Here is a 16254-nt window from a genome sequence, read left to right on the forward strand (position 1 = left end):
GGAGAAAAGTTATGGAAATATTAATAGCATTAATCCCTATGCTTGCTTGGGGAAGTATCGGCTTAGTCAGCGGAAAAATTGGTGGCGATGCCAATCAACAAACGTTAGGAATGACAATCGGGGCATTCTTGTTTTCTTTAGTCTTGTTTTTTGTAGTAAATCCAGTAATCACCCCTTGGATTTTCTTGATTGGATTTTTATCCGGTTTAGCATGGAGTGTTGGACAAAATGGTCAATTCCATGGAATGAAATTTATGGGTGTATCTGTAGGGCTACCATTATCAACAGGTTTTCAGTTGATTTTGAATACGATTGCGGGCGCGGTGTTCTTCCATGAATGGACGCAAACAAAAGATTTTATTTACGGTTTCATTGCTTTAGCGTTACTTGTAAGCGGTGCTTATTTGACTGCTCGTCAAGATGAAGACGGAAAAGTAAATACAGATAATAAAATGCTTGATTTTGGAAAGGGTTTTAGAGCACTAATCTATTCAACATTAGGTTATGGTGTCTACACCATCATCATTACTTGGGCACATCTTGACGCATGGTCAATTATTTTGCCACAAAGTGTTGGGATGATCTTAGGTGCAAGCTTTTTTGCCTTCAAAAAAGTTAAAGTCGATCAATTTGTTTGGAAAAACATGATTTCTGGTTTACTCTGGGGAATCGGGAATATTTGTATGTTGTTAACAGTTAAATCACTAGGTTTAGCAGTAGGATTTTCTTTATCACAAATGGGGATCATCATCTCAACTTTAGGTGGTATTTTCATTTTGGGTGAACACAAAACCAAAAAAGAAATGGTTTATGTGATTGTTGGTTGCCTTCTAGTCATTTTAGGTGGTATCCTTTTAGGGTATATGAAAACAGTTTAATCACTGTTTTCCAACCTAAAATGGGGAGGAACTTCAATGGATTTATTTCGTAAGAAAAAGATCGAGCTCAATCAAACGAGTGGTATGAAAAAAGAATTAAAAACATCGGATTTGATTATGCTAGGTATTGGTGCAATCATCGGAACCGGGATATTTGTAGTGACAGGAGTTGCGGCCAATCAAAATGCAGGCCCAGCACTGTCACTTTCGTTCGTTCTAGCGGCAGTTGTTGTCATTCTGTCAGGATTAAGTTTTGCTGAATTTGCTTCACGCGTGCCAATTCTTGGTGGTCCGTACGCATATCTATATGTTGTATTCGGCGAATTTATCGCATGGTTGACTGGTTGGTTACTGATTAGTGAATTTCTATTAGCTGTTTCATCAGTTGCATCTGGTTGGTCTGGATATGTTCAAGGATTTTTAGCTAGTCTGGGTGTAGAGTTACCTACAGCGTTGACTGGGGGATATAATCGTGAAAATGGCACATATCTGGATTTAATTGCAGTCTTAGTTGTTGTGTTTGTAACGTATATCGTTTCGCTAGAAGCAAAGAAAGCTTTGCGTTTAAATAATGTAATGGTATTTGTTAAATTTGGAATTATTGCTTTATTTATTGTTGTAGGAATCTTTTTTGTGAAACCTGCAAACTGGACCCCATTTACACCATTTGGTTTTTCGGGAGTGTTGGATGGTGCAGCATTAGTTTTCTTTGCCTTCTTAGGTTTTGATGCGGTAGCGATGGCAGCAGAAGAAGTGAAAAATCCGCAAAAAGATGTGCCAAGAGGAATTATTGGTTCGATTTTGATTGCAACTGTTTTATACATTGTAGTGACATTGATCTTGACTGGAATCGTACCATTTACAGAATTAGGTGTGAGTGATCCGGTAGCTTTTGCAATGCGTTATGTAGGTCATGGAACGGTCGGAGCTGTTATTGCAGTTGGAGCGATTTTGACGTTATTAACAGTGACCATTTCAATGATGTATTCTTTGGCACGTTTATTGTTTGCAATTAGTAAAGACGGTTTATTACCAAAATACATGACGGAGATTGACGAAAAACATCGGACGCCTAAAAAAGCAACTTACACAGCTGGTGTGGTAGCAGTCTTTTTTGCGGGGGCGTTTCCGCTTGATATTTTAGCTGAGTTGACCAATATCACTGCATTAACGTACTTGATTTTGGTGAGTTTAGGGTTATTGAAATTAAGAAAGCAATTTGGGCAACCAAAAGCGGGAGAATTCAAGGTACCACTTGTGCCAGTTCTACCGATTATTTCTATTTTGACTTGTGTCATATTGATGTTACGCTTACAGGCAATTACGTGGATTGTTTTTGCAATCGTTATGCTGATTGGACTGATTATTTACTTCACGTATGGGTATAAAAACAGTGTCATGAATCAAAAACAAGGTGAATAATAATTAAATAAGTACAAGATAAAAGCTAGAACAAATAGATTACTATTTGTTCTAGCTTTTTTGATTTTATTGAGTTAAATCCAGTAATTTTTGTTTTAAGTCTTCTTCCATATTTGACAATTCAAGTTCGGCATGACGACGTTTTTCTTTACCTTCTTGTTGGATACGCAAGGTTTCTTGGATTGTTTCAACGAGGTCATTTTGTGTTTTTTGCAATGTTTCGATGTCCACGATTCCTCGTTCGTTTTCTTTCGCTGTTTCAATAGCAGAAATTTTCAACATTTCTGAGTTTTTCTTCAGTAAGTCATTGGTTGTTTCAGAAACTTGACGTTGTGCAGTGACTGCGTCTTTTTGACGAAGTAAAGTCAATGCAATAACAACTTGGTTTTTCCATAATGGGATCGCTGTTGCAACCGAAGCTTGGATTTTTTCTGCCAGTGCTTGGTTTGTGTTTTGGATCAACCGAATTTGTGGTGCTTGCTGAATCGTAATTTGTCGGGCTAAACGTAAATCATGCGTACGTTTATCTAAACGATCTAAAAATTGGGTGTAGTCGTTCGCAATCTGGACATCCATTTGGTCGCCTGTTTCTTCAGCTTTTTTCATTGCCTCAGGAATCGTCGTTTTTTGCAATTCTTCCATTTTTAGTTCACCAGCGGCAATATAAATGTTTAAAGCATCAAAGTAGTCTTTATTTTTTTGATAAAGTTGCTCAAGCATCAAGTTATCTTTTAATAGGCCATCTTTTTCTTTGTCTAATTTGACAGCAATTTTGTCGATTTGTGCACCTATTTTTTGATATTTGGCAGTTACTTCATAAATGGATTGTTTTACTTTACCAAAAACACGCTGGAAAATATTTCCTTCGCCAGCTCGTAACTCGTCGGGATTTGCTTCTTGCAAACGATACATCAATTCTGTTAAAGAATCCCCAACAGGACCAATATCTTGTACTTGTACATGATTCAGCATAGATTGTGAAAATTCACTTAGCTTAGTTTGTGCAGCAGAACCATAGCTGATAACTGATTGCGCATCAGTAGCATCAATCTTTCCGGCAAGCTGTTTTGCTTGTTCTTGTCTTTCTGGGGGTAGTTTATCAATCAAACGTGCGGCTACTTGTTGTTCTTGTAAAGCGTTGATTTCTGCTTGTTGTGTTTGAGTTAATGTATCTGTCGGTGTTGAAAAAGGATTGTTTAACAGGTCATCTAACGTACTATCTACAGGTGTAACATTTTTTAGTTCATTTGGATTGTTCTTGTCCATCTGAATTCCTCCTTAGGGCTTGTGGTGAACTTTTTAAAAAATCTGAGAGACAAAAAATGGACAGCTAAGTTTGAAAATAACTCGAAGCACACCGAAAAAGCGGCAATTGCTTCGAGTCATTAGCTGACTATTTAAGTGACTCAGAAAAGATAAAGATTAGTCTTCTTCACTTCTATTATCACGTTTTAAGTTTTGTTTCGCAACTGATATCTCTAAATCTAAGTCATCTAAATCATCTGATACAAATTGTTGATAATCTTGTGTAATCAAGCTGGCAAGTTGATCGATGATCTGTGCACTTTCTTCTAGTTTGGCATAAGTCTGCTTATTTTTGATTTCATGATCATTGATCTCAATATACTTATCCGTCAAATCAATGAGGTTTGGCAGATGTGTGTAAAGAAAGTGACTCGCATCATGTAAACGATGTGGCTCTTTGACCAATTCTTTGAAGAGTGCCTTGGCAGCTTTGACTGTGTCATGACGAAGATCAATTGCTTTTAGTTTTGCTGTTTGATTTAAGTTTACTTGAAGTCGATTGATTTGTGTTTTTGTGTGATTCATCGTTTCTCGGAAAAAATTGATTTCGCTCGGCGTCATGCCAACTTCTGTATAGTGAACTTTTAGATCATCTGATAGTTCAGGAATTTCTTTTGAACGTTTCTTATTCTTTCCAGAACCAAATAGTTTCCATAAGACTAATAAAATTCCGGCTAAAATGATGATGCTACTAATTAGCGAAGAATCTCCACTAAATGAAACAAACATCAGGATTAGTCCGATTCCTAAAATCCATGGCCATTTTCGTTTTTTCATAATATGCCCTCCAGATTATTCTTTCCATTGAGTATCTATCATTGTTTCTGTTGTCTCGGTTCAGTTCCCGTTTACATCTTTTATTTTAGCATATCCAGCTTAAGAAAGAGTATCGGGCTAAGGATGGATTTTCATATTTTAGGAAAATTCTAAGGTTTTTCTATGGTAAACTAATAAGGAGTTTTTAGGAAAATTGAAAAAATAGAAAAAAGCAGTTATTATTACAAAAGAAAGCAGGAAGTAGAATGCTTAGTTATGACCAGTTTGAAGAAAAAACAATGATGCGTAAAGAAATTTTTCATGGAAAAATTATTGATGTTGCTTTAGATGAAGTTCGTTTGCCTGATGGAAAAACCGCTCAACGTGAATTAGTTTTTCATCCGGGTGGCGTAGGAATCATTGCTTTTGATGAACAAGAACGTTTATTGTTAGTTAAACAATTTAGAAAGCCACTCGAAAAAGTGATTTTAGAAATTCCTGCTGGTAAAATTGACCCGGGAGAAGGACAAGAACCTGAATTGACTGCGCGCAGAGAGCTAGAAGAAGAAACTGGTTATCGTGCTCAGGATATGATCCACGTTACTTCAATGTATTTATCACCAGGTTTTGCTAATGAACTGCTGCATGTTTATCACGCAACAAACATCGAAAAAGTTGTAAATCCATTAGCCCAAGATGAAGATGAAGTATTAGAACTTTATGCGTTGACGATGGCAGAGGCAAAACAAGCAATGACGGAAGGGCTCATTTGTGATGCAAAAACCATTTTTGCGATTCAGTATTGGGCATTATTGTCTAAAGGAAAGTAGAGGGATCGGCTGATGGCCAAAGGACCGCTGATTACGCGTTCAGAATTACGAAAACGACAAAAAGAACAGATGAGAGAACCAGTTGATGAAGCCAATTATCAGGTAAACAACCAGAGTGACCTAGAGCCGGCTAACAGCTCAAATTTTTATCGTAAAGTAAGTAAGAAGAAACAAAAGACAACCAAGACTCGAACAAGTGAGCGAGAAAAAACACATAAATGGAATGTTTTTTTGATGAAAGCATTAGCGATTGTAATCTTGTTGCTTTGTGTTGTGATCTTAGCAATCATATTTATTTAAGAGAGAAGGAAATTTTATGAAAATCGGTATTATCGGAGCAATGGAAGAAGAAGTAAAAATTTTGCGAGAAAATTTAAGCGAACCTCTATCTTGGGAACGTGCGGGGGCATTGTTTATTTCTGGATCGCTAGGAAAACACGAAGTTATCGTTGTTCGTTCAGGCATCGGCAAAGTATTAGCATCTGTCACAACTAGTTTGTTGATTCAACAATATGGTGTGAATATGGTTATCAATACTGGATCTGCCGGTGGTATTGGTGAGGGCTTAGCTGTTGGTGATATTGTCGTTTCAGATAAAGTTGCCTATTTTGATGCAGATGCCACAGGATTTGGTTATAAACCAGGGCAACTACCAGGAATGCCTCTTTATTATGAAGCAAGTACTTATTTACGTTCAGAAATGGTGAAGGCAGCAAACGCAACGAACTTGAATGTAAAAGAAGGCTTGATTGTGACTGGTGATACTTTCGTAGATTCTCCAACAAAAGTACAAGAAATCTTAACGAACTTTCCAGAAGCACTAGCATGTGAGATGGAAGGGGCAGCGGTAGGACAAACTGCACGCCAATTTAATATTCCTTTCTTGATTGTGCGTGCAATGAGTGATACAGCAGATCATTCAGCTACACAAACATTTGATGAATTTATTGAAGATGCAGGTAAACGCTCAGCGGAAATGGTTATCCAATTTGTTAAACATCTTGTTTAAGGAGGAAACACGTGAAAGCATTAGTGTCGATTGATTATACAAATGACTTCGTTGCAACTGATGGGAAATTGACAACGGGTGCTGCTGGACAAGCAATTGAACCAGCAATTACAGCACATACCCGTGAATTTATTGAAGAAAATGAATATGTGGTATTTGCAATTGATGCCCACGATCCAAAAGATTTATTTCATCCAGAGAATCGTTTATTTCCACCTCATAATGTGATTGGGACTGATGGTCGGAATTTGTTTGGGAAATTAGCACCGCTTTATCAAAAATACCAAGAACAGGAAAATATTTACTGGATCGATAAAAGACATTATTCGGCTTTTAGTGGAACAGACCTGGACATTCGCTTGAGAGAACGAAAGATTACAGACGTATATTTAACTGGTGTCTGCACCGACATTTGTGTTTTGCACACGGCTGTTGATGCGTATAATTTGGGCTATAACTTATTTATTTATAAAGATGCTGTGGCAAGCTTTGATGAAATTGGTCATGAATGGGCGCTCAGACATTTTGAAAACACGTTGGGGGCAACGATTGTCTAAAAGGTTGTGAAAGAAGTGTTTATTCCAATAAATAAGAATAAATTTTCAAAAATTACTTCCCAAAAATTTGTGAAATTTAGACTCATTTTTAAGGAGTTACTTCTTGAACCTCGTGAAGGTTACAGCACAAAACACTTAGCTCTATTTAGAGAATAAAAAGTTTACCTTCACCAAGAAAAAATAAAAAAAGAGGACTGTTCAATCAGTCCTCTTTTTTTATAGCTCTTTCGTTATCAAATATCCAGAAAAAGACAGAAGGTTAAGTATTTACATTACCAAATATGCACACGCTTTTCTGGTGCACGATACATAGCATCATCTGGAGTAACGTCGAACGTAGCATAAAATTCTTCTAAATTTTGTGGTTGGATATTTGCACGAAGTTTTGCTGGTGCATGAACATCTACTTGCAATAGCAATTGTTGATATTCTTTTTTTGCTTTGGTACGCCAAATGGTTGCCCAGTTGACAAAGAAAGATTCTAAGGAAAGATCTTCTTCACCTTTCGCAGCTTCCAAGGCACAGCTTAGCCCGCCTGCATCTGCGATATTTTCTGAAACAGTGAGTTTTCCATTCACAGCGCCATCTGCAAATTCAATTCCATCAAATTCTTCGATCATTGCTTTTGCTTTTTCTTGGAAATGAGCTAAGTCATCATCTGTCCACCAGTTGTTTAAATTCCCATATTCATCAAAAAGTGCGCCGTTATTATCAAAGGCATGCGAAATCTCGTGTGCAATGACAGCACCAATGCCCCCAAAGTTTGCAGAACTTGATTGATCCAAACTATAAAAAGGTGCTTGTAAAATTGCTGCTGGGAAAACAATGATATTTCTAAATGGATGGTAATAAGCATTGACTGTGTCAGCACTCATTTCCCATTCTGTTCGATCAACTGGTTTGTTCCATTTGCTGAAACGGTCAATCAACACTTTTTTACTAAAATCGAAGGCATTTGAAAGTAGAGTGCCACCTTCTTCAGAAGATACTGTTTGGAATTGATCAAAAATCGCTGGGATTTTCTCAGGATAACCAACTTGAATACCTAATTTGTTTAATTTAATGATTGCTTTCTCACGCGTTTCGTCACTAAGCCAATTGTTTTCTTCTAATCGTTTTTGATAAACAGCAATCATCTTTTCTACCATTTGTTCAACATCTTTTTTGGCAGCTTCACCAAAATATTTTTTGCCGTAATAATCTCCTACGACTTGGTCGAATTGGCCGGAAGCTAAATAGAAAGCCGCTTTCTTTTGTGGCATCGCTTCATCAGCGCCAGAAAGGGTACGAGAATAGATACTGCCGATTTGTCGAAAGTCTTCTGAAAGATAGCCACTTAAGGAACGTACCGTTTTAACCAATAACCAACTTTTCAATAATGAAAAATGGGCATCAGTTAGTAACTCATTCAAATGTTCAAAGTAAACGGGATCCGTTACGATTACTTTATCTGGCTGTGTGCCAATCAAACCAATTGTCAATTTTTCTAAGTCTAACTTTTTGCTGTAACCGACAAACGTTTCAAATGATTTTGGGTTATACATTTTGCTGTAATCGGCATTTTCTTCCGCACTTTTTACGTGTGGAGCAATCAGTTTATCAAATTGGATAGCTTGTTCCACGATTGCTTCAGCATGTTGTTTTTCTTTACCAGTAAGCTCTAATAACTGAACCATCATGTCAAAAAACACCGACAAAAGTTGTGCACCGTTTGGATGTTCGGGTGTGTAATACGTTTTATCAGGCAAAAATAAAGAAGGGGAATAAGCAAAATAAGCATTTGTTTGCGCATTTTTCATATCTGCATCAACATCAACTGTGAATGGCAACGCAAATCCTTCCAATGTCCAATCAGGAAACAGTGCATTTAAGTCAGAATAAGAATTGATGGCTTCGATTTTTTCCAATAAAGGTAAGAGCGGCGTTGCGCCTAAGTCATTTCGTTTAGCGTAATCGTTGGCCAGTTGATAATAGGCTAGAAAGTTTTTCATTTTTTCGGAAGAAACTTTTTTAGGATGTGCAAGTAAGTCGTCTACTTCTCCCATCAAAAGCTGATCGATTCCTTCGACTAAATCTTGAAATCCACCTGTAGCAGGTTTGTCAGCTGGAATTTTCGCTGTCTTTAGCCAGTCTTCATTGACTGCTTCAAAGAAATCTTGTTTCAATCGTTCTTTATTCATTCATCAGTCACTCCTTTTTTCTCGTGAACTCATTATCTAACAAAAAGTTTTTTTAAACAAATACTATGGTGTTTGTCGATTTTTTTGTAAGAAATGAACAATCAAAGTCATTTGTTTTTTAGTTGGCATCTATTATAATGAAAAAAAGGAGGCGAAGGCAACTGAAATCAGAAATGAGAGAGTTTTCTTCAGCTGGAGCAGCCAATCAAACAATGAAAGATCAGTGGATTGGTTTGCCAGAAGAACGTTTTGAGAAATACCAGAACTGGAAAACCCCATCAGGCTATTTATGCGGCACTTATGCAGCGGCAGTTTTGTTAGCTTATTATCAAGATTACCGACAAGAGTTCGCATTGCCGGAACGGATTCGTGTCAAAGAAAGTCCAGATGAAACTATACTAATTGATTTATTACGTGCTTACATCCAACCATTAGGAATGCCGACAATTCCGTTACAAGTTAGTCATGGACTCTCTCAGTTTTTAAAAGCAATGGGAGAAGAGCAACGTGCTAGAGGAACCTTGTTTGGATCATGGCAACGTGCTACCAAACGGATTCGTCAAGGAAAGCCCGTGTTAGTTGGCTTGTTGAAAGGACTAGGAAGTACCTATGGAAATCATTGGGTGGTTGCTTACGCATATTTTGAGTCATCCACAGGAAAACGCTATTATAAAGTGCATGATAATTGGGGAAATACGAAAAAAATCATACCAGCAAGCTGGACGAATGGAACTGTTTCACTTTCGTAACAATTTGCTGAAATTACCAGAAAATATGTTGAAAGTATGTTAAACTAACGTGGAATAGAAGTTTTAGGGAGGCCTACATGAGTAAAAAGTATCAGGATGACACGCTGAAAATTTTTAGCTTGAATGGAAATCGTCCATTAGCTGAAAAAATTGCAAAAGTGTTTGGGACAGAACTAGGAAAAAGTGTAGTAAAACAATTTAGTGATGGTGAGATTGCAATCAATATTGAAGAAAGCATTCGCGGGGATCATGTTTACATCGTTCAATCGACGAATGCGCCGGTAAATGATTATTACATGGAACTATTAATCATGATCGATGCAATGAAACGTGCAAGTGCTAAAACAATCAATGTTGTTTTACCTTATTATGGCTACGCACGTCAAGACCGGACAGCAAAGCCTCATGAACCAATCACAGCAAAATTAATCGCTAATTTAATTGAGGAAGCTGGAGCAACACGTGTCTTAACATTAGATTTACACACAGTTCAAGTACAAGGATTCTTTGATATTCCTGTAGATAATTTATTTACGATGCCACTTTTTGCACATTACTATCGCGAACTTGGCTTAACCGGTGATGATATTGTCGTTGTTTCACCAAAAAACAGTGGTGTCCAACGTGCGCGTAGTCTTTCTGAATACTTGGATAGTACTTTGGCAATTGTTGATCATGCGGACGACGCTGACTTAGATAGCGGTTATGTGATTGGTGATGTTGAAGGAAAAACATGTATCATGGTCGATGATATCTTAAATACAGGTGCGACATTTGCACGCGCTGCGAATGTTTTGAAAGAAAATGGTGCGAAAGATATTTATGCTTGTGCCTCTCATGGATTACTTTCAGTACCTGCAAAATCCATTCTAGATGGCGCACCAATCAAAGATATTTGTATCACTGATTCTGTTTGGACGAAGGACGAATTCCATCCAGAAAACTTGACGATCATTACTTGTTCGGAACTAATGGGTGAAGCCGTGAAACGAATTCACGAAAACACGCCAATGAGTCCATTGTTCAAGTTAGAAGAAAAAGCTTTTGACTAATCAATCGAAAGGTTGCTAAGCAAAATGTGAGAAAAGTGAGTAGTTTCCTCAAGTTGTTTGAGGCGCTACTCGCTTTTTTTATTCAAAAGGTTGCTTACTTTTTGTGAGGAAAAAGGATTTATTTTTGGTAAGTAAGCTATTCTGTGCTAGAATGTGCCTAGCTATAAGTGGAAGGGATGAAACAAGGTGGAAAACATTTATTTGGATCATGCGGCGACAACACCAATGCATCCTCAAGTAATCAAAGCAATGACTGACATCATGAATGAAACATTTGGCAATCCTTCAAGTATTCACGGCTTCGGAAGAGTAGCACATGAAAAACTTGAAACAGCACGCCAAATGATTGCGGACACATTGCAGGTGAAGTCGCATGAAATTATTTTTAATAGTGGTGGAACTGAAGGCGATAATACAGCAATTCTTGAAACAGCTTTTGCAAGACAAAATGAAGGGAAACATTTGATCACCACGGCAATCGAGCATCCTGCAGTATTGAATACGATGAAATATTTAGAAACGCAAGGATTTGAAGTGACTTATTTGCCTGTTGATGAAAACGGGAATCTTTCAATCATTGACTTCCAACAAGCGTTACGTGAAGATACAATTTTAGTTTCAATTATGTATGGGAATAATGAAATTGGAAATTTAATGCCAATCAAAGAAATCGGTGAGTTGTTGGCAGAACATCCTGCTTATTTTCACACTGATGCTGTCCAAGCTTATGGAAATCAAACGATTCGCCCGGAGGCTTTGGGAGTTGATTTGTTAAGTGTTTCTGCACATAAAATCAATGGGCCAAAAGGTGTTGGGTTCTTGTATAAACGTGATGGTGTGGCTATCCCAGCCTTGCTTTTAGGGGGGGAACAAGAAGAAAAACGACGTGCAGGAACAGAAAATCTAGCAGGTATCTGGGGGATGGCAACAGCTGCAACGATTTTAGATGAGAAAGAACGTCAAGCTAGAAGTGAAAAATACCAAAAATTCCAACAAATGATTTTAACAGCGTTAGAAAATCACGGAATCGCGTACCAAGTGAATGGTGATTTAGCGAATAAATTACCTCATGTTTTGAATTTGAGATTACCTGGTGTGACAAATGACTTATTGCTTATGAAGTTGGATCTTAGAGGAATCGCTATTTCAACAGGATCAGCATGTACAGCAGGAAATATTGAACCTTCTCATGTGTTAGAAGCAATGTATGGCGAAGACACACCAATCCTAAAAGAATCCATTCGAATTAGCTTTGGTTTTGGGAATACGGAAGAAGAGATTCAACACTTTATCGAACAATTGCTTTCAATTTTAATAAAATAAAAAAAGGACGGAAAACGAGATTTCGTTTGACCGTCCTTTTTTCTTGCCCTTTTGTAAAACTTTTGTCAAAGAAGCTAGTAAATTAATTTAGAACCTTTTATAATTGAGATAGAAAATAATTTTATCGAGGTGAAGAACGTGGCATTTGAAAAAACAGCGACAGTTCTTGGTGCAGAAACTAGTTATCGCTTAGCACCAAGTGCAAAGCGATATACACTGAGAGATAATGGCTTTATTGAAACAAATGGAGGAAATTACCAATTGATCCGCCCTTTAGATGCAACTCCACAAAGCAAAGAAGGATTTAAATTAAAAATAACTGTATCAAAAGACATTGAAACATTAAAGATGTCGATCACAACAGCTAATGGTCTAAAGGCTGTGAATATTTTCAAAGATCCGAAGCAAAAAATGAGTCAAGATAAGTTTTACTTCTTGATGGATGGAATGATTAGCCGAGGCCTATTTGAAAAAATTGAAGATTAAGCAAAAAATAACTCACCTCTTAGATGAATGAGAGGTGAGTTATTTCTTTTTTATAACAAACATATCTATTAGTAGATTATTCTATACTATTTACAAAGCTTGGATACTCAATATTTATCTAGAAAAGTAATTTACGCATTTTTGGTAAAAAAACACCCCAATTTTTTGTAGTTTTTATGTTTTTCTTGACTACTGGATACGCTATCAGTATCATAAGTGGCAGATAGAAACAGCCAAATAAAAAAGGCACCTCGGCAAATGGTGGCAGCCAAATGCTGAGGCCTTGAATCAGTCAACCAAACGGACCAATCAAGTTTGCCATAGTCAACGCAATGCATCGACCTCGTTCATTGTAACGAATCTGGAAGTATAAATCTAGTTTTTTAGAGAAATTTTCTAGAGGATGTATTCGTTTTATTTGCTATGCTGAAAGGTATTGGACTGATTGGTGTCCGATACCTTTTCTTTTGTCTTAAAATACGCGTAAGAGACAAAAACTACTAAAAAGTAGCATGATTTTTGCTAAAAAATTACAGTAGTGAAGATTTTTATGATTTTGTTGTCTTTTTTCATCATTTGGAATATAGTCTGCGTATTAATTTACGAAGGCGCATTTCAATGTGGCTGTTTCTGTCATAAAAAGGAGGCATGCAGGTGCAAGTGATTTTGATATTGAATCATAATGCAGTCGTTGCAAGATCGAAGAAAGGAGAGTGGGTGCTCATTAGACGAGGAATCGGATTTGGTAAGAAGGTCGGTGATATCGTCGAATCGAAGAATGTAGAATGTATGTACCAAAAAATATCAACATGAAATCTAGGGGAGTTACTGTCTGGCAGGCTTGACCCATTCCAAAGTTTGGAGTGAGTCAGGTCTATTTTTTTTAGGAGGATGATTGGTTGGAAGCACTTGATATTCGGGAAATTATTCATAAAGATTTACTTGTTGTAGATTCAAAAGCAACGACCAAAGGGCAGATTCTGAAAGAACTGGCCGATTTGCTAGAACGTAAAGGTTACGTAGCAAGTTCAGAAATCTTTTTAACAGATGTTTACCAGAGAGAAGCAGAGGGAACTACTGGTATTGGTCAGGGAATCGCGATACCTCACGGCAAATCAACTACTGTGAACCAAACTGTCATTATCATCGCTACTTTAGCACAACCAATTCCTTGGGAAACACTTGATGATCAAGCTGTCAAAGTTGTTCTTTTATTTGCAGTAAAAGCGGAGGATGCCAATCTTAAGCATCTGCGGTTATTACAAAAAATTGCCAGTTGACTTGCAGATAATGAATTTATTCATGAATTAAAAGAAGTAGAAACAGTTGAAGCTTTATATCAATTAATGATTAACAAATAAAAAGGAGTGTCGATCAATATGTTAGTAACAGGAAAAGAAATTTTAGCAGTGGCAAAAGAAAAAGGATTTGCAGTACCAGCATTCAATGCGGGCTCTGGTCAGTTGTTGAATGCAGTGATGGAGGCCTGCGAAGAAGCAAATGCGCCTGTCATGATTGCGATTCACCCAGAAGAATTACGTTTTTTAACAGATAGTTTTGTTTCACAAGTAAAATATTTAGCAGAAAAAGCAACGATTCCTGTTTGTATCCATCTGGATCACGGAGCTAGTTTTGAGCAGGTCATCCATGCAATCCAATTAGGGTTCACATCTGTAATGATTGATGCCTCCCATCATTCGTTTGAGGACAACGTAGCGATTTCTAAAAAAGTCGTGGAAGCAGCACATGCAGTGGGTGTCTCAGTCGAAGCAGAATTAGGAACAATCGGTGATACAGGGAATACTGTTGAAGGTGGCGTTAGTGAAATCATTTATACAGATCCAAAAGTTGCACAGAAATTTATTGAAGAAACAGGTGTAGATAGTTTAGCTGTGGCAATCGGAACAGCTCATGGAATTTATCCGAAAGATGTTGATCCAGAGTTGCGTTTAGATATTTTAGAAGAAATTGAATATTTGACGGATGTACCATTGGTTTTACATGGTGGTTCAAGCAATCCGGATGATGAAATTGCAAAAGCTGTAGTTATGGGTGTCAATAAAATCAATATTTCTAGTGACATCAAAATCGTTTTCGCAGAAAAACTACGTGGAATTTTAAATGAAGGAAATCTGGAAATTCGTGAACCAAATGTGTTGTTCCCACCATGTATGGAGGCTACAAAAACAGTTGCATTACAAAAAATCCACTTATTTAAAGCTGACAATAAAGCTAAATACTACACTACATCTAAATAGGAGAGGAGCTTAGTCTATGAAGATTGTTGGAATTGCTGCATGCACAGCGGGAATTGCGCACACTTATATCGCCCAAGAAAAATTACTTCAAGCTGCTAAGGAACGAGGACATGAGATCCATGTGGAAACACAAGGATTGGCTGGTACGCAAGATGCCTTGTTATCAAGAGATATCGAATCTGCCGACATTGTGTTGATTGCTGCGGATATCAAGGTAAGTGGTCGTGGTCGTTTCACAGGAAAACGTATCGTGGATGTGCCTACAAGTCTAGTTGTCAAATCACCAAATAAACTGATAGAAAAACTAGAAGAGATGCTCAAATAAATTTCAGGAGGACAAAATGGATAAAATCAAGACTTTAGGCATCAAAAAACATTTGATGACTGCAATTTCATTCTTTTTACCAATCGTTGTTGCTTCAGGTTTTTTATTAGCAATTGGAAATATGCTAGATGGTGTTGCAATTGAAGATTTTTCTGAGGGCTTTGCATTTGCAGATACACTAACCTCAATGGGAAATTATGGGTTAGGTTTGCTGCCAATGGTTGTTTCTTGCGCAATTTCTTATTCTATTGCTGACAAACCGGGAATTGCCCCTGGTTTGATTATTGGAATGGTTGCAAAAGGAATTGGCGCTGGTTTTCTAGGAGGAATGCTTGGTGGGTACGTTTCGGGAATTATCGTAGTACTCTTGACAGCGGGGATCAAAGTACCTAAATGGATGGAAGGACTGATGCCAACGCTTGTTTTACCATTTCTTAGTTCATTGATTGCGGGTTTAGTGATGTACTATGTGATTGGTACGCCAATCAATTGGTTTACGAATTTGATCACGAACTACTTGACTGGCTTAGATACTTCTTCACTTTTCTTATATGGTGCAGTAATTGGTGTGCTTTCTGCCATTGATTACGGTGGAGCAATCAATAAAGTCGTCTTTGCTTTTGTCTTTGCTTTATTCTCAGAAGGAATCTATGAACCTGTGACCGTTCTGATTTTGGCATCAATGGTAACTCCTTTTGGTTTGACGATGGCATTTTTCCTTGGAAAAATCATTCAAAAAGAAATTTTTAACCGCCAAGAAATCGAAACGTTAAAAACAGCTTTTCCAATGGGGATTTGTCAAATTACAGAAGGTTGTTTCCCTATTGTATTGAATGATTTAGTCCGAAATGTTATTGCTACGGGTGTTGGTGGTGGAATCGGTGGTGGACTAAGTATGTTATGGGGAGCTGATAGTCATATTCCTGCTTCCGGAATGTTTGCTGTCGCTACGATGACTAGACCTTGGGCGTTCATAGGTGCATTAGTGATAGGTTCGTTTGCTACTGCTGTAACGATTTTGGCTTTGAAGAAACGCGTGGATCCAAATGCAGAAGTTATAGTGGTCGAAAAAGCAGAAGCAGAAATTTCTTGGGATGATCTGACAATCAATTGAGGAGAATAAT

General features: G+C 37.5%; 17 protein-coding genes and 1 pseudogene. 15 read left to right on the forward strand and 3 right to left on the reverse strand.

Going from position 1 to position 16254, the window contains the following annotated elements; translation table 11 throughout:
- Positions 1–11 precede the first annotated feature (11 nt).
- A complete protein-coding gene (locus JZO71_RS05910) occupies positions 12–878 on the forward strand; it encodes a GRP family sugar transporter (protein ID WP_206898628.1) in 867 nt (288 codons plus the stop codon).
- A gap of 36 nt (positions 879–914) precedes the next feature.
- On the forward strand, positions 915–2300 hold the full coding sequence (locus tag JZO71_RS05915) for an amino acid permease (RefSeq protein WP_206898629.1): 1386 nt from the start codon (positions 915–917) through the stop codon (positions 2298–2300).
- Positions 2301–2366: 66 nt separating this feature from the next.
- Here the strand turns inward: JZO71_RS05915 and JZO71_RS05920 are convergent, their stop codons facing one another.
- Together JZO71_RS05920 and JZO71_RS05925 are read right to left on the reverse strand one after the other, a co-directional pair.
- Positions 2367–3566, reverse strand: coding sequence for a toxic anion resistance protein (locus JZO71_RS05920; protein ID WP_206898630.1), 1200 nt, complete (start codon positions 3564–3566; stop codon positions 2367–2369).
- A gap of 156 nt (positions 3567–3722) precedes the next feature.
- The gene (locus JZO71_RS05925; RefSeq protein WP_430733281.1) at positions 3723–4334 is read right to left on the reverse strand and encodes a 5-bromo-4-chloroindolyl phosphate hydrolysis family protein; all 612 of its coding nucleotides are present in this window, start codon (positions 4332–4334) and stop codon (positions 3723–3725) included.
- Positions 4335–4627: 293 nt separating this feature from the next.
- On the opposite strand from JZO71_RS05925, the gene JZO71_RS05930 reads away from it, so the two are divergent.
- From JZO71_RS05930 to JZO71_RS05945, 4 genes are read left to right on the forward strand one after another with little or no spacing between them, the layout of a single operon-like run.
- Complete coding sequence (locus tag JZO71_RS05930; RefSeq protein WP_206898632.1) at positions 4628–5191, forward strand: NUDIX hydrolase; 564 nt, start codon at positions 4628–4630, stop codon at positions 5189–5191.
- Positions 5192–5203: 12 nt separating this feature from the next.
- Positions 5204–5491: a cell wall synthase accessory phosphoprotein MacP gene (gene macP, locus JZO71_RS05935; RefSeq protein ID WP_206898633.1), complete on the forward strand. Its 288-nt coding sequence runs from the start codon at positions 5204–5206 to the stop codon at positions 5489–5491.
- 16 nt (positions 5492–5507) lie between these two features.
- The gene (locus tag JZO71_RS05940) at positions 5508–6200 is read left to right on the forward strand and encodes a 5'-methylthioadenosine/adenosylhomocysteine nucleosidase (RefSeq protein WP_206898634.1); all 693 of its coding nucleotides are present in this window, start codon (positions 5508–5510) and stop codon (positions 6198–6200) included.
- A gap of 11 nt (positions 6201–6211) precedes the next feature.
- Positions 6212–6757 carry an isochorismatase family protein gene (locus tag JZO71_RS05945; RefSeq protein WP_206898635.1) on the forward strand — a complete coding sequence of 182 codons (546 nt, stop codon included), beginning with the start codon at positions 6212–6214 and terminating at the stop codon, positions 6755–6757.
- A gap of 272 nt (positions 6758–7029) precedes the next feature.
- Here JZO71_RS05945 and JZO71_RS05950 read toward each other — a convergent pair whose 3' ends face one another.
- Positions 7030–8937 (reverse strand): M13 family metallopeptidase, encoded by a 1908-nt coding sequence (locus JZO71_RS05950; protein ID WP_206898636.1) that lies wholly within the window; start codon positions 8935–8937, stop codon positions 7030–7032.
- Between the two features lie 224 nt (positions 8938–9161).
- On the opposite strand from JZO71_RS05950, the pseudogene JZO71_RS05955 reads away from it, so the two are divergent.
- The 9 genes and pseudogenes from JZO71_RS05955 to JZO71_RS05995 form a co-directional block, all read left to right on the forward strand.
- Positions 9162–9686: pseudogene (locus tag JZO71_RS05955) on the forward strand (C39 family peptidase); the annotation flags it as partial.
- A 77-nt stretch (positions 9687–9763) separates the two neighbouring features.
- On the forward strand, positions 9764–10738 hold the full coding sequence (locus JZO71_RS05960; protein WP_206898638.1) for a ribose-phosphate diphosphokinase: 975 nt from the start codon (positions 9764–9766) through the stop codon (positions 10736–10738).
- A 186-nt stretch (positions 10739–10924) separates the two neighbouring features.
- Entirely contained in the window at positions 10925–12061 is a 1137-nt protein-coding gene (locus tag JZO71_RS05965; RefSeq protein WP_206898639.1) for an IscS subfamily cysteine desulfurase, read from the forward strand.
- Positions 12062–12199: 138 nt separating this feature from the next.
- Positions 12200–12547 (forward strand): DUF1831 domain-containing protein, encoded by a 348-nt coding sequence (locus JZO71_RS05970; protein WP_206898640.1) that lies wholly within the window; start codon positions 12200–12202, stop codon positions 12545–12547.
- Between the two features lie 648 nt (positions 12548–13195).
- Positions 13196–13360 carry a CAT RNA binding domain-containing protein gene (locus JZO71_RS05975; protein WP_242590442.1) on the forward strand — a complete coding sequence of 55 codons (165 nt, stop codon included), beginning with the start codon at positions 13196–13198 and terminating at the stop codon, positions 13358–13360.
- An 86-nt stretch (positions 13361–13446) separates the two neighbouring features.
- The gene (locus JZO71_RS05980; RefSeq protein WP_242590444.1) at positions 13447–13827 is read left to right on the forward strand and encodes a PTS sugar transporter subunit IIA; all 381 of its coding nucleotides are present in this window, start codon (positions 13447–13449) and stop codon (positions 13825–13827) included.
- 99 nt (positions 13828–13926) lie between these two features.
- A complete protein-coding gene (locus JZO71_RS05985) occupies positions 13927–14805 on the forward strand; it encodes a ketose-bisphosphate aldolase (protein WP_206898641.1) in 879 nt (292 codons plus the stop codon).
- A 16-nt stretch (positions 14806–14821) separates the two neighbouring features.
- On the forward strand, positions 14822–15130 hold the full coding sequence (locus JZO71_RS05990; RefSeq protein WP_206898642.1) for a PTS fructose transporter subunit IIB: 309 nt from the start codon (positions 14822–14824) through the stop codon (positions 15128–15130).
- Between the two features lie 16 nt (positions 15131–15146).
- Positions 15147–16244 (forward strand): PTS fructose transporter subunit IIC, encoded by a 1098-nt coding sequence (locus JZO71_RS05995; RefSeq protein ID WP_206898643.1) that lies wholly within the window; start codon positions 15147–15149, stop codon positions 16242–16244.
- Positions 16245–16254 lie beyond the last annotated feature (10 nt).

The organism is Candidatus Enterococcus courvalinii, assembly GCF_017315945.1.
GTDB lineage: Bacteria > Bacillota > Bacilli > Lactobacillales > Enterococcaceae > Enterococcus_B > Enterococcus_B courvalinii.